General features: G+C 36.1%; 11 protein-coding genes. 4 read left to right on the top strand and 7 right to left on the bottom strand.

All coding sequences use genetic code 11. The features are described 5' to 3' along the window. The first annotated feature begins 125 nt into the window (after positions 1 to 125). From ISU00_RS09615 to ISU00_RS09605, 3 genes are all read left to right on the top strand, one after another. Positions 126 to 755 (top strand): DUF2306 domain-containing protein, encoded by a 630-nt coding sequence (locus ISU00_RS09615; protein ID WP_228850445.1) that lies wholly within the window; start codon positions 126 to 128, stop codon positions 753 to 755. A gap of 153 nt (positions 756 to 908) precedes the next feature. After that, positions 909 to 1,484, top strand: a complete 576-nt coding sequence (locus ISU00_RS09610; RefSeq protein WP_228850444.1) for a DinB family protein — start codon at positions 909 to 911, stop codon at positions 1,482 to 1,484. Positions 1,485 to 1,669: 185 nt separating this feature from the next. Continuing rightward, positions 1,670 to 3,097: a M20 family peptidase gene (locus ISU00_RS09605; RefSeq protein WP_228850443.1), complete on the top strand. Its 1,428-nt coding sequence runs from the start codon at positions 1,670 to 1,672 to the stop codon at positions 3,095 to 3,097. A 25-nt stretch (positions 3,098 to 3,122) separates the two neighbouring features. On the opposite strand, the gene ISU00_RS09600 is transcribed toward ISU00_RS09605, so the two are convergent. Further along, on the bottom strand, positions 3,123 to 4,013 hold the full coding sequence (locus ISU00_RS09600) for a dienelactone hydrolase family protein (protein ID WP_228850442.1): 891 nt from the start codon (positions 4,011 to 4,013) through the stop codon (positions 3,123 to 3,125). 157 nt (positions 4,014 to 4,170) lie between these two features. Here ISU00_RS09600 and ISU00_RS09595 point away from each other — a divergent pair, with 157 nt between their 5' ends. Beyond that, positions 4,171 to 4,599, top strand: coding sequence for an META domain-containing protein (locus ISU00_RS09595; RefSeq protein ID WP_228850441.1), 429 nt, complete (start codon positions 4,171 to 4,173; stop codon positions 4,597 to 4,599). A 115-nt stretch (positions 4,600 to 4,714) separates the two neighbouring features. Here the strand turns inward: ISU00_RS09595 and ISU00_RS09590 are convergent, their stop codons facing one another. The 6 genes from ISU00_RS09590 to msrB all read right to left on the bottom strand — a co-directional run bounded on the left by ISU00_RS09590 (position 4,715) and on the right by msrB (position 13,718). Continuing rightward, on the bottom strand, positions 4,715 to 5,977 hold the full coding sequence (locus ISU00_RS09590; RefSeq protein WP_228850440.1) for an NAD(P)/FAD-dependent oxidoreductase: 1,263 nt from the start codon (positions 5,975 to 5,977) through the stop codon (positions 4,715 to 4,717). Between the two features lie 58 nt (positions 5,978 to 6,035). Further along, a complete protein-coding gene (locus ISU00_RS09585) occupies positions 6,036 to 7,316 on the bottom strand; it encodes a DUF2254 domain-containing protein (protein ID WP_228850439.1) in 1,281 nt (426 codons plus the stop codon). Positions 7,317 to 7,340: 24 nt separating this feature from the next. After that, positions 7,341 to 11,054, bottom strand: a complete 3,714-nt coding sequence (locus tag ISU00_RS09580) for a metallophosphoesterase (RefSeq protein ID WP_228850438.1) — start codon at positions 11,052 to 11,054, stop codon at positions 7,341 to 7,343. Positions 11,055 to 11,159: 105 nt separating this feature from the next. Beyond that, a complete protein-coding gene (locus ISU00_RS09575) occupies positions 11,160 to 12,722 on the bottom strand; it encodes a protein adenylyltransferase SelO (protein WP_228850437.1) in 1,563 nt (520 codons plus the stop codon). Then, positions 12,722 to 13,270 (bottom strand): peptide-methionine (S)-S-oxide reductase MsrA, encoded by a 549-nt coding sequence (gene msrA / locus ISU00_RS09570; protein WP_228850436.1) that lies wholly within the window; start codon positions 13,268 to 13,270, stop codon positions 12,722 to 12,724. The genes ISU00_RS09575 and msrA overlap by 1 nt, the downstream gene beginning before the upstream one ends. Beyond that, positions 13,263 to 13,718: a peptide-methionine (R)-S-oxide reductase MsrB gene (gene msrB / locus ISU00_RS09565; RefSeq protein WP_228850435.1), complete on the bottom strand. Its 456-nt coding sequence runs from the start codon at positions 13,716 to 13,718 to the stop codon at positions 13,263 to 13,265. Before msrB ends, msrA begins: the two co-directional genes overlap by 8 nt. Between the last annotated feature and the right edge of the window lie 37 nt (positions 13,719 to 13,755).

The raw sequence follows: 13,755 nt of genomic DNA, 5'->3' as shown, positions 1-13,755 counted from the left end.
TTGATTATAAATTATTTAATTTTATAATCTCCACTTTGTAGCTCCAACCTACAACTCGCTTTTCCACACTTAGTTTGCCATAGGCTTAATTTTTACATAACTATCTAACTAACAACCTTTAACAAATGAAATCGAGTGTAACTTTCCCCGACAGAAAAAGAAAATCTGTGATCACCCTAATTTTATTAGGTCTCCTTTTTCTTATAGCCCTAAAATTCATACTTAATGAAGTGAAATATTATTCTTTGGACGAAGCTGTATTAGGGAACTATTTCCCTCACAAATGGCCCTTAATGGGACATTTGACTGGTGGAATATTAGCATTGCTGATTGGACCTTTCCAATTCTATTCAAAATTTCGGAACAAATACATTAAACTTCACAGAACCTTAGGTAAGATTTATTTGATAGCAATTTTAATCGCTGTGGTTAGTTCCACCTTTTTAGCTTGGGGAAAATCTATGGGAATTCATTGGACTTGGGGCTTTAGTCTTCAAATGTTGGCTCTAGCATGGTTTACGACTGCATTTATGGCATATAGGAGTATTCGCTTAAAAAGAATAGAACAACACCGTCTATGGATGATTAGAAGTTATATCGTAACATTTGGCTTTGTTGCATTTCGATATCTAAACGATTCCTCATTTCTATCAGAAATCGGAACTTTTGTAGAGAGAGCCCCAACAATAGTTTGGATGGTTTGGGCTGTTCCTTTATTATTTGCTGAAGTAATATTTCAATGGAATAAGAGGTAAACAAAATTAAACTCAAAAAACTCTTTTTTGGGAAAATGATCGTAACCCCAACATTCTGATAACAGAATAAAACAAAAAAGTAACTTCAATAGGGGACTGTACACATTCAGATAATTTTTTAATTACCTTTAAGATTCACAAAATCAAACCATTATGAAACAAATCCGATTATCATTAGTTCTTGCCCTTTTAACCCTAACCTGTTATTCTGTAAATAATCCTAACACAATATCGAAAAATGAATCTGCTTCCGATGGCGGTTCATTATTAGGAGGCACCAAAACCTACACCTTAGAATTAGCAGAGGCCATGCCAGCGGACAGTTACACCCTTAGGCCAACAGATTCTGTGAGAAGTTTTGGGGAACAATTAGCTCATATTGCTTTATCAACCCAATTCTTAGTAGATGTTTTGATCAATGACAAACCAATGCCTACCCCAGAGGAATTTGGGGCTGCCGCCAAAATGGAAAAAGAAATCGGTGCAGATAAAGCAAAATGCATTGCAATGTTAAAAGAATCTATGGACGCTCTTGATGCCAAATTCGCTTCGATGACTGAAAAGGATATGACTGCTACATTTAAAGTCCCCTTCGACCCAAATTCTCCTGAATTTCCGAAATCCAAAGCCTTTGATTTTATTTTAGACCATATCACTCACCACAGAGCTCAAGCTCTTGTTTCGCTAAGGATGAAGGGTATTCCAGCTCCCGCTTATCGCCTATATTAATTCAATTAAAGATAATTTAAACCCGCCAAAAGGCGGGTTTTGTTTATTGTTGAAATGAATAATAAATATTCAAACTCTTCGCATCTATGGTTCAAAAGTTATTCTGAAAATCCTTTAATTTATTACTAATGTTACCATTTTAATAGATATTGCTTTAAATTTATTGACCGCCTTAACTAACCGAAATGAAAAAAATTCTTTTTGCAATTCTTCTAATTGCCTTATTACTTTTTGGAATTCTTGTTTTTAACACACTATCTCTATCATCAAAGCAAGTTGAACCAGAGCAGCTTACAGAGGTTGCCATACCTAATTCTGTTTACGAAAATTTAGGGAAAGCCATTCAATTTAAAACCATTTCATATAGTGAAGACGCTGTCCCAGATAGCACCGCTTTTAATGGGTTCCATGATTTCTTGACTGAAACCTATCCTTTAATTCATGAAAAATTGACATTGGAGAAAATAAATGTCTATAGCTTATTATATACTTGGAAGGGTTCTGATGATTCCAAAAAACCTCTGATTTTTATGTCCCATCAAGATGTGGTTCCCGTGGATGCTCCGACTTTAGATAAATGGGAAGCCGGACCTTTCGATGGCAAGGTAACTGATGAATATATTCTTGGTAGAGGAACCATGGATGATAAAGGTTCTTTAATTGCAGTTATGGAAGCCATCGAGTTACTATTAGAACAAAATTACACCCCCGAAAGAACAATATATCTCGCCTTTGGTCATGACGAAGAAGTTGGGGGAAGTAACGGAGCGGCCAAAATCGCAGAACATTTGAAACAAAAGGGTGTACATGCAGCAATGACCCTAGATGAAGGTGGTTTTATTGCTGAGGGTATGATTCCTGGTCTTGACAGGGAAGCAGCAATGGTTAACCTTTCAGAAAAAGGATTTGCTTCTTTTAGATTGATTGTTGAGACTTTGGGTGGACATAGTTCCCAACCTCCAAAAGAAAACACCATTGGCATTTTGGCTAAGGCAATAGTTGACTTAGAAAACAATCAACTGCCTTATAGACTAGTGGAACCGGTTACCTATCAATTTGATTATTTAGGCCCAGAATTTCCTTTTTGGAAACGTATGGCATTTGCCAATCCTTGGCTATTTAAAAAGCCTATACTTGAAGGTTTAAATTCCCATACTACTACTGCTCCGACAATAATAAATGGAGGATTAAAGAACAATATTATACCTACAGTTGCTGAAGCCACAATTAATTTTCGGATTTTACCTGGGGAAAGTATTGAATCCGTTAAGGAACATATTGAAAATACAGTAAGTGATAAAGTGAAAGTTGAGGAAGTAGGTTTCTTAACCAATCCATCACCAGTATCGACAATTGATTCGGATATGTATAGAGGATTGGAAAAAACAATTCGATCCATGTTTCCTACCTCTATCGTAGTACCAGGGTTGATTGGAGGAGGAACAGATGCACGATATTTTTATGATATTTCGGATGAGGTCTATCGCTTTTATCCAATGCGTATAAATAATGAAAACATGTCACGATTTCATGGCATAGACGAAAAAATATCCAAAGAGAATTTCAAGGAAATGATAGAATTCACCTATCATTTAATTAAAAAGCTGAATTAAATAGTATCAAGAATAAATAAGCCTCCTATACCTTTAAATATTTTTCAAAAAATTCAATGGTTCGTTTCCAAGCTAGATTGGCAGCCTGCTCATCATATCTAGGCGTCGTATTGTTATGAAAACCATGATTAGCATTAGGATACATAAACATCTGATAATCCACATTATTTTCTTTCAGCGCCTTTTCGTAATCGGGCCATCCTGCATTCACTCTTGTATCTAATTCACCATAATGAATAAGTAGAGGTGCTTTTATTTGTGCCGTCTCCTCAGCAGATGGTTGCCCACCATAAAATGGTACAGCTGCTCCTAAATCAGGCAATTTAACGGCCATCATATTAGATATCCAGCCCCCAAAACAGAAACCGACGACACCTACTTTACCTGTGCAGTTCTCATTATTTTTCAAATACTCAAAGGCTGCAATAAAGTCCTCCAGCATCTCAAATCTGTCACGCTGCCGTTGCATGGTACGACCTTCATCATCATTGCCAGGATAACCTCCTAAGGGACTTAAGGCATCTGGTGCCAAGCTTATAAATCCTTCTAAAGCTGCTCTTCGACCCACATCTGCAATATATGGGTTAAGGCCCCTATTTTCATGAACCACAACAATTCCCGGTAACTTGCCGGAAGCATTTTTTGGCATCGACAACAGCCCACTGATGGTTCCACCTCCTTTGGGAGACTCATATGTAATGGTTTTGGAATCTAATCTAGGGTCATCTTGAGGAACCAAAATGGTATTTAAGTAATCGGGAGAAATAAAACTTAACAAGGATCCTACAGTTATACCACCTACGGCATAGACAGACAATTTTTCTATAAACCCTCTTCTATCAAGTCGATTATGGGCATAATCATCGTAAAGATCGAACACTTCCTGTTGTATATCCTCTTTTTTTAACGGTTTCATCTGTTTTGGTTTTCCTTAAAGATAACGAAATTGAACACACGCAACAATATGCTTTTTATATGCAGGGTTTGTTCCATCAAGTTGTTATAAATTCCCTATTTATAATATTGAAAAAAATCACGACCTTGGCAAAACTAAACAGGTAAAAGAATTTAATATGAAAAACATATGCCCCATTATTGCACTTATTTCATTTCTAATTATTGGCTCTTGTGTTACCTCCCAAAAAGTCCCCACTGAAAAACTTTACGAAACTGCATGGGAACTGGAATATTTATCAGAGCCTGACACTGATTTTGCAGAATTATTTCCCTCTAAAAACCCAAAAATAGAATTCAAAAAAGACAGCAAGAGGGCAGAAGGCAATAGCGGCTGCAATGGTTATGGGGCTGAATTTAATTTAGTAGGTGCTAATATAACATTTGGCGAACCTGGTCCGTCTACGATGATGTACTGTGGCGAAGGAGAAAAGTTCTTCAGAAATGCAATGGCAAAAGTCAACAGTTTCGAATTCGGAGAAAATGATAAACTCGTACTTAAACTTGATGACAAGGTGTTAATGCGATTTAAAAGAGTGGAGCCTTAAGTGGATATTAAGAATTAAAAATTGAAAGTTTCATTATAGAATTGATTTAAAATCGCAACTTCAAATTACCCATTAAATCTTCTATTTTTTAAAAGTATAAACCCAAAGTAACAAATCAATCAATTTTGTCCTTTGGCCTAATTATTAAACGAAGATCTTGATTTTTGGTAAGGTATTCTATGGACCAATTGTAAAACGTTCTCCAACGGTTTCTATAATTGATTAATGATAAAATATGTACAAAAATCCAAAGAAACCACGCAAATACACCATTAAAATGGATTTTAGGCAAATCAGCCACTGCCTTGTTAACACCGATTATCGCCATTGAACCTTTGTCAACATAGCGAAATGCTTTCAAGGAATCTCCTTTAGCCATTCTCTTCAAATTAGCAGCCAAAAGTTTCCCCTGTTGAATAGCTACCTGAGCTAATTGGGGGTGACCATACGTAAATTGAGGATCGCTTAGCATAAAACAGGCATCACCGAGGGCATAAACATGATCTACCCCCTCTACCATATTAAAATCATTCACCTTCAATCTGTGCCCGGGACCATAAGATTCATTTGGAAATCCTTCAAATTTAAAACCAATAACACCTGTTGCCCAAATTAAATTTTTGCTTTCTATTTGGCTACCATTGCTTAACTGAACCACCTCTCCATCAAAGCCTGAAACCCTCGTGTTTAAAATTACCTTTACACCCATTTGAGTCAATTTTTCGAGGGTGTAACTTTGGCTTTCTTTACTCATTGGAGTCAATAATTCACCGCGACTATTTACCAAATAAATGTTAGCGCCAGAATCCACTAATTCGGGAAATTCTTTGCGTATTGTTTGATTTTTTAATTCTGCAAAAATCCCTGAAATTTCAACACCAGAAGCCCCCCCTCCTGCTATTACCATATTTAGCCAAGGAATTCTTTCCTGCTTATTTTTTAACCTTGTTGCATATTCCAACCGCTGCAGCAATAGGTTTCGCATCTCGAGGGCATCCTCAAGGGTTTTCATAGGAATAGCTTTTTCTTCTATCGACTTATTTCCAAAGAAATTTGTATGCGTACCAGTGGCAATAATTAAATGGTCATATGCTACCTCTCCATTATTTAGAATTACTTTCTTGTTTGTTAGGTCCACTTTTTCAAATTCGCCAAGCCTAAAACGTACGTTTTCTTTTTTTCGGAACAGATTTCTAAAGGGATAAGTAATTGAGGAGGGATCTAGATAACCTGTTCCAACTTGATAAATTAGAGGCGTAAAAAAGTTATAGTTATTCTTATCAATAAGAGTTATATGATAAGCCTTATCACCACACATTTTTTTAGCCAGATTAATTCCGGCAAAACCACCTCCAATAATTACTAAATGCTGCGACAAAACTGTTAGCTTTTAATGGTTTAACGGATTGTGAATTTATTCAAAATTATCTGCCGAACTAGCATTTGAACTTCAGGTTTTTAAAGGCTTTCAAATCTGATTCATTCTTGAGGTTACCCTTAAGGTCTTTATATAACAACTTCATTTCCCTCCTAACTTGTTTTTTAAAAGACGGTTTACCAAATGCTTTATGATCATAAAGCTGAAGAAGCATTTGCATTAATTTTTGGGAAACCAAAACATCTTTGGTACAATAAGTTCTTAAAGAAGCCATAGTTGCATGTAAAATCTCCTTAAAGGTAAAATCCTTGGTTTTTAAAACCACCTTATCGTTATGCAAATATTCACTATGGTTATTAATTTGAATTCGTTCTAGAAATAAATCAGTTAGTGCATTTATGGCATTTATGGCAGTTCCTGGGTCGTTAATTCCAGGCGACATTGCCTTAACGGCTATTTCGGTTATTTGTTTAAACGCCAATACGTAATTTTCATTTACCAGTTCATTATTCGCATATACAAATAATTCACTAATATCCTCTTCATCCTCTTTGTTCAGTTGCTCAGATATTTTAAACATGGGAGTTCCTTCAAAAACATATGAACCAATAGGAATAAGTGTTTGCAGAATTAAATCATTTTCTGCCAATTTCTCTTTTAAGGAGTTAATTTGGATACTCTGCAAATAGCCAGAACGCTTGGATTTAAAAACATAAGAAGCTTTCTTCTGGGGAAGTTTCGTCGTCGACTCTTGATTGCGTTTAACAAATTTTCTCATTCGTTTAATCCCTGTTTCTTTTATCCTACTTATAATATTATCCACTTGAATTCCTTGGGAAATCGAATGCAAAAAGTATATAAATGCTCCAAGGCAGATTACCATAAAAACAATGGAGAGCAATACAGAAAATCCCGGCATGTTTACTTGATCCCCCTCCCCTTCTATTGCAACCAAGGTAAAAATGCAATAAAGAAGACTGGCATTATAAATACCCAAAATAATTTGGTGTTTTTTGTTGGAAATTAAACCTGGAAGAACTCGCGGAGAGAAATTACTACTAGCCTGATTAAGCAGGATCATCACCATTGAAAAGCTAAATACCATTATTGAAATGAGACCACCAATAAAAACAGACAAAATAACCCTAGCCGTATCTGAATTGTTAATTACAAGCATGGGTAATTCTTCTTTTAAATAGGAAGATACCCCACGACTTTCAATATAATACATGATAAACGAAAAAGCCAAGCCTGCTAAACTCAATATAGTAGGATAAAAAGCTATCTTATTTTTGATACGTGACAATAAGCCTAGCCCTTTTTGAATTAGCTCTTTCAATTTGTAATATGTAGATTTATTCTTTTAAAAATTTAAGCCGAAACCAAATGAGAAACGCAATCCTTCGGCTCCATGAAATAGGTTGAAGGTCCCAGATATAGATTCGGCAGCGGTTACCCAAAAGCCTCCCCCATAATCGTTATGCCATTGTTTAGAATTTTCACCTTTAGCCCAAACACGACCAACATCAAAACCGGTAAATATCCCTATTTGTATTGGCAAAATCTTTGTTTGGAATGAACGGAAGCTATATCTCACATCTGCACTACCAACAAATGAACTTCGACCGGTAAAACGCTCAGTTCTATAACCTCTAAGTCCGTTTCTACCTCCTAAATTCGCAGCCTGATAGAACATATAATCATCTCCTATCCTAAATTGTGCACGAGCATCAGTTTTTAAAACTAACTTTCTATTTCTAGTTAAAGCATTATAGAATCCAATATCCGTATTAATATATCCGAATGTGGAATCGAAGTCATCAAAATTGGAAGTCCCCCCTATATTTAAAAGAAAATTCATTCCTCTAGTGGGATTCAGATTATTATCCGAACTGTGGTACTTAAATTCAGCTTCTAAACTTCCGAAATATTTTCTTTCATAAAATTCTTCATCACGTTCTACAAATTCATCAGTGATATATCTATCGTCTGTTTGTTCAATCTTGATACCTTCAACAATAGCACGAATACCATAATCAGATCCAAATGCAGGCTTTCTCAGAATTCCTCCAGAAGCACGTATGATACTTGTTTTTACCCGATTGTAGTCTAACCCTAAATCATCATCCAAGTTTTCAGTATCGTTACCATAACCAAAGTAATTAAATGTAAAATTGTTACTGGTAAACAGTCCTGTGAGTTGTAGATTCCAATCATTCATTATGTTTGCGAACTCACCATCATAAGACAGGGCAAAACCTTTAGTTGCAAAAAAGTAACCCCCTTTTAACTTATGTTGATGCGAAAATGGATTTCTCTGGAAACCATTGATCACTTTTGTTGTTTGAAACCCAACCTTAACTCCGTCATCCGGATTATACCCAATGCTAGGAGTCATTACACTGTTCTTGGAAATATACTTCTGAAAGTCGAATAAGTTTAAGTTATAAACGTCAGTGGTTTTAATTTGGGCACCACCTTTTTTCTCAAAAGTGTTTTTCTTGGATTGGTGGTCATAAACTTTAATTCTTCGACCTTCATTTAGGCGATAAATATCATTACCTAAACCTCCTATGATTCTAGTGAAAATAGGATTATTTGCCTTTCCATTGGTTTCAAAAATATCGTCATCATCTAAACCATAAATCCAAATTTCTTTTGTGACGGATCTATCAAAAGTTCTATCAACAATTACATCTGCCTTTTCCCCATCCTTAATCCTTGAAATTTTAACATGTGTTTGCCCATCGCCTACCCTAGTGATTTCAATATAATCATCTTTATCCGTACCCGTTAATATCACTAAGCCATTAAGATAATTATAATAACGAGTAGCAATATCAATCATATTCTCCCTACGTCCTTTTAGCTTCTCCTTGATATCATCTATTGTTTTACCCCTAACCTCTTCAGGAATTTTATTGAAGGCATTTTCAATTACCTCATCTGAAATATGATCCTGTAGATATCTTGCCTGGTTTAACCATGCCCTTAATTCAGATTGCTGAACCAAAACCCTATCCAGCTTTACACCTGCCGCATTCATCCATTCAATATCCTTAAGTTCTGCATCGTAAACCTGTAATGTTTTTGCAGAACCAGAAATAACTCTCATTAAATCTAACAAGGCACCATCGAAATTTGAAAATACCTGATCTCGATCTCGTGGAATAGGGCGATAAATCTTGTCTCCATTGTTCATGTCGAATTGTGCCCAACGCCATTGGTCTTGGTGTCTATCCCAATCCCCCACAAGCATATCAAACAATCGCGAGCGTATATAAACTTCCTCATCTATCTTATACTTTTCGTCTTCACGGATTTTCTCAATAATATCGTGTGTGCTCTCAATATCATCTGCATAACCGAATGTGCGCTCGCTGGTATAATTTTCTTCAGGTCGTTCAACGATCATATAAATTTCTCCACCATAATCTTTATTATATTTTCCAAGCGCTTTATGTTTTGGTATATAATAAAGTTTAGGATTGGTATGATAAACGGCAGCAGCATCCGATAAATCTGGCATTGCTAAAAATGCATATGGATGTGCAGCGGTATAAAAATCCAATATTAAATCTTCTATTTCGGTCTGCTCAAAATCATCTTGGATATAGGTATCCTTGAACAATACGGTTTGCAAATATTGTGTTGCGCTCTTACGAAGAGCCCTCATATTTAATTCCCTGCCATCTTTTCTTTTTAATCTTAAAGATCTAGTTTGGTGACCACCTCCAGCTCTTACGACTTCTAATCCTCCATAAAGAGTATCCAATGTGGCAACCTTTACTTTGATATTCGCTCCGTAAACATCACGGTATCGATCTCCCAAAACAGTTTCATAAAAGCTTGAAACATCTGTTTCTGGTTTTGTATATATCGAAGTTTCTACTTCTTCAGGAAACTCATCTGGCAATTGTGATAAATCGAACTGTTCATCAGGAGGATAAACTTCATGTTGAAACAATAATTTTGGCTCTCCATTCTCAGCACTATAAATCCGTACCCAACTGCTTCCATCCTTAAAAACGGTAAGCTCGGCAAATCCTTGACGGCCATAGCTAAAAAGACCTTCTTTTCCTAAAGCAGCAAAGGATTCTTTTGAACCTGCACCTGAAACGATCTGCTTAACGTCATCCTCACTTTCTATATACTGTATATTATGCTCGTGGCCCGAAACAATTACAATTTTGCCACTTTCAATAACCAACGTTTCAATACGTTTCATGAGGTTATTATAGCTTTCGTTGTATCGATCTTGTATAGAGATACCACCTTGAGTTCTAATTTGAGTCAATAGAGAAGCTAATCCCGGCATTGGAATATCTGATTGAAGTGGAAAAAGGTGTTTTCTTAATGAATAATGCCCACCATGAGCGCCATAAGTAAACATTGGATGGTGCATGGCAAGAACGACTGTTTTACCTTGGGCTTTTTTAATTTCCCCTTCAAGTTCAATAAAGAATCGCTCACGGGTTTTAATTTCACAGTCATCATTAATAGTCGGGTGATAGTCCCAATTAGTCAAAAACCATTGTGAATCTACTACAAGTAATTGAACCGTGTCACTGATATCAATGGATTCTAATGGACACCCATTTTCCGGTTGAAATGTATTATCTCCTAAAGCATCTTCAATAAATTTCTCTTCATCCTTTAACCCTACTGGCCCCTTCGAATACCAGTCGTGATTACCTGGTATAAAAAGAGTAGACCCCTTAAAATCGGTTACGGCCTTTACTTGGGCATTAAGATTGTTTTCAGCATAGGGACGGGCCGAGCTTTTATCTTTCGGCATCCCCTCTGGGTAAATATTGTCTCCCAAAAAAATTGCATAATCATCTTTTGTCCCTCGACCTTCAATATATTTTTTAAAGGCCATCAATCCCTCAGACATTCCATCCATAGGAGAAACACCAGCATCACCAATTAAATAAAAGGTTCGGTTGATTTCCTTCTTCTCAGGAAATTCAATTTCTTTAAAGTCTTCTGATGCGTATTGAGGCTTGTAGGTGGCACAAGCAGAAATTAGAAAAATTAAGCTAAGGGCAAAGACTACTTTTAAGGATATTTTCATGCAATCTAATTTGAACTTACAAAACAAAGATAAACAGAAGTGGGGTCTTAGCTTATACGGTACAAATATTAACCGATTTTGCTCATAAAATTTTAAAAAATCTCCTTAGGAACTGCAGGACAACATGGAACACCCAATTTTATCTCTTGCCCATTCTGGCCTTTTGGCATACCATTTTTCGTTATCTAATTGTTCTTTATAAGGATTCTTTAGCAATTGAAATAATTCGTCAATTAGGTCAAAATTTCCAGAATCAGCTTCATCAATGGCCATTTGTGCCATATAATTTCTCAGCACATATTTCGGGTTAACCAAATTCATATTAAAAGCCCGTTCTTCATCTGTAATCACTTCATTTTGTAATCTTTCTTTATACCGTTGAAACCAATCTAACCACTTGTCTGTTTGAATTTTATTCAATTCCTGTTCATTATAAAAACTGAATTTAACTAATTCTGTGGTTGAAATAACATCATTCTTAGAAAGCTTTGCCAATTCTCTAAAAAATATGGTCATATCCGTTTCAATCATTTGAAGATTTTCAACTAATTCGCCGATTAGCTTATCATCTGTATCACCTTCATTAATTAAACCTAATTTTTTCCTCATCATATTTTGATATGAGGTTTTAAATTGATCTGGATAGGTATTTAAAATGCTTTCAAATCCTTCCGTTTCATTAATTAAGGGAACTAATGCGTTTGCTAATTGGTATAAATTCCAAAGTGCAATATTTGGCTGATTGATATAACGGTAACGCTTATGTGTTCGATCTGTAGTGTTAGGAGTCCAATTAGGATTAAAATCATCTAACCATCCGTATGGGCCATAATCAATCGTTAAACCAAGAATAGACATGTTATCGGTATTCATTACTCCATGAACAAAACCAACCCTCTGCCAATGGGTAATCATTTCCCTAGTTAGATCACAAACCTTTTGAAAAAAGTTCAAATAAATATTATCATGAAGTTGAGGCACTTCATCAAAAAAATATTTGATAGTATAATCTGTTAATTGCTTTAGCTCCTTAATTTTATTCTGTGAGGCAAACCATTGATAATTTCCAAACCTTAGAAAGGAAGGTGCCACCCTACAAACAATTGCTCCCTTTTCATAAGCAGCATTACCATCGTACATAACATCTCTCAACACCTGATCACCAGTCAATGCGAGAGAGAGAGCCCTCGTTGTAGGTACCCCTAAATGATACATTGCTTCACTGCATAAATACTCTCTTATAGAGGAGCGCAACACCGCTAAGCCATCTGCAGATCTAGAATAAGGAGTTTCTCCAGCCCCTTTCAGCTGCAGTATCCATCGTTTTTGATCATGAAGAACCTCTGCTATGTTAATAGCTCTGCCATCACCTAATTGACTAGCCCAATTTCCAAATTGATGGCCAGCATAAACCATAGCATATGGATTAAAACCCGGCAAGTTTTGATTGCCAGTAACCAAATTCAAGAAATCCGTTGTTCCTATTTGCTTACCAGAAATCCCTAATGGTTCCAACATCTCTGGACTTACATGAATCAGTTTTGGGTCAGACGTTTTCCTAGGCATAACATATGAAAAATGAGCATCCCTAACCAATCGTCGAGAATTTTCCATTATCGGATCTGCCTCAAGTTCTTTTGTAAAGGAATCGTCTAAATTTAAAATCATTAAGATTCTGGTTTCAATTTATCAGCGTACAAACGTCTTAATTTATACAATTTAGGATCTATAACAAAAGTACAATAGCCTTGCGTAGAGTTATCGTTGTAGTAATTCTGATGGTAGTCCTCAGCTTCAAAAAAATTGGTCAACGGACTTAATTCAGTAACAATGGGCCTATCAAATTCTGAGGTCAATTCCTTTAAAACTTGCTCCGCCACATCTTTTTGATCTTCATTATGGTAAAAAATTACAGATCTATATTGAGTTCCACGGTCAGCACCTTGTTGGTTTAAGGTTGTAGGATCGTGGGTGGTCATAAATATGATGAGTAATTCTTCAAAACTTATGATTTCTGGATTGTAATGAATTTGAATCACCTCCGCATGGCCTGTTAACCCAGAACAAACCTCCCTATAAGTAGGTTTCCCCGGAACATTACCTCCACTATAACCAGAAACTACTTTCTCAACTCCTTTAAGGCGTTGAAAAACAGCTTCAGTGCACCAAAAGCATCCTCCACCAATAGTAGCGACTTGAAGTTCAGCACTACGCATTTTCTGTTTCTTTTAAAGTTATAGATTCAGAATTAACACAATAACGTAAACCGCTTGGTTCAGGACCATCGGGAAATACATGGCCCAAATGTGCATCACAAGTATTACAAAGTATCTCTACACGCATCATCCCAAATGTGGTGTCCTTTTCATATTTAATGGCGTTCTCTTTTATTGGTTGCGTGAAACTTGGCCAACCAGAGCTAGATTCATACTTTATTGTGGAATCGAACAATGGGGATCCACAACATACGCAATCGTACCTTCCTGCTTCAAAACTAGAACATAGAGCTCCTGTATGTGGAGCTTCCGTCCCCTTTTTTCTGGTTATTCTATATTGATCTGGGGTTAACTTTTGCCACCATTCATCTTCGCTTAGTTCAATTCGCTGATCTGGCTCAGGATTTCCGTGTTTTAAGAAATGTAAAATATTTTTCCAAGTAAGCATAAATAGCAATTTTTAAGGTGTTTGAATTTAATAAATT

This window comes from Aegicerativicinus sediminis (assembly GCF_015476115.1).
Classification (GTDB): Bacteria; Bacteroidota; Bacteroidia; order Flavobacteriales; family Flavobacteriaceae; genus Aegicerativicinus; species Aegicerativicinus sediminis.
Note: the sequence above shows the minus strand (reverse complement) of the source record. Positions and strands in the feature narration are given on the sequence as shown.

Coding starts and splice junctions, on each gene's coding strand:
- ISU00_RS09580 (WP_228850438.1), bottom strand. CDS start 11,054: ATGAAAATATCCTTAAAAGTAGTCTTTGCCCTTAGCTTAATTTTTCTA.
- ISU00_RS09575 (WP_228850437.1), bottom strand. CDS start 12,722: ATGATTTTAAATTTAGACGATTCCTTTACAAAAGAACTTGAGGCAGAT.
- ISU00_RS09615 (WP_228850445.1), top strand. CDS start 126: ATGAAATCGAGTGTAACTTTCCCCGACAGAAAAAGAAAATCTGTGATC.
- ISU00_RS09610 (WP_228850444.1), top strand. CDS start 909: ATGAAACAAATCCGATTATCATTAGTTCTTGCCCTTTTAACCCTAACC.
- ISU00_RS09595 (WP_228850441.1), top strand. CDS start 4,171: ATGAAAAACATATGCCCCATTATTGCACTTATTTCATTTCTAATTATT.
- ISU00_RS09600 (WP_228850442.1), bottom strand. CDS start 4,013: ATGAAACCGTTAAAAAAAGAGGATATACAACAGGAAGTGTTCGATCTT.
- msrB (WP_228850435.1), bottom strand. CDS start 13,718: ATGCTTACTTGGAAAAATATTTTACATTTCTTAAAACACGGAAATCCT.
- msrA (WP_228850436.1), bottom strand. CDS start 13,270: ATGCGTAGTGCTGAACTTCAAGTCGCTACTATTGGTGGAGGATGCTTT.
- ISU00_RS09605 (WP_228850443.1), top strand. CDS start 1,670: ATGAAAAAAATTCTTTTTGCAATTCTTCTAATTGCCTTATTACTTTTT.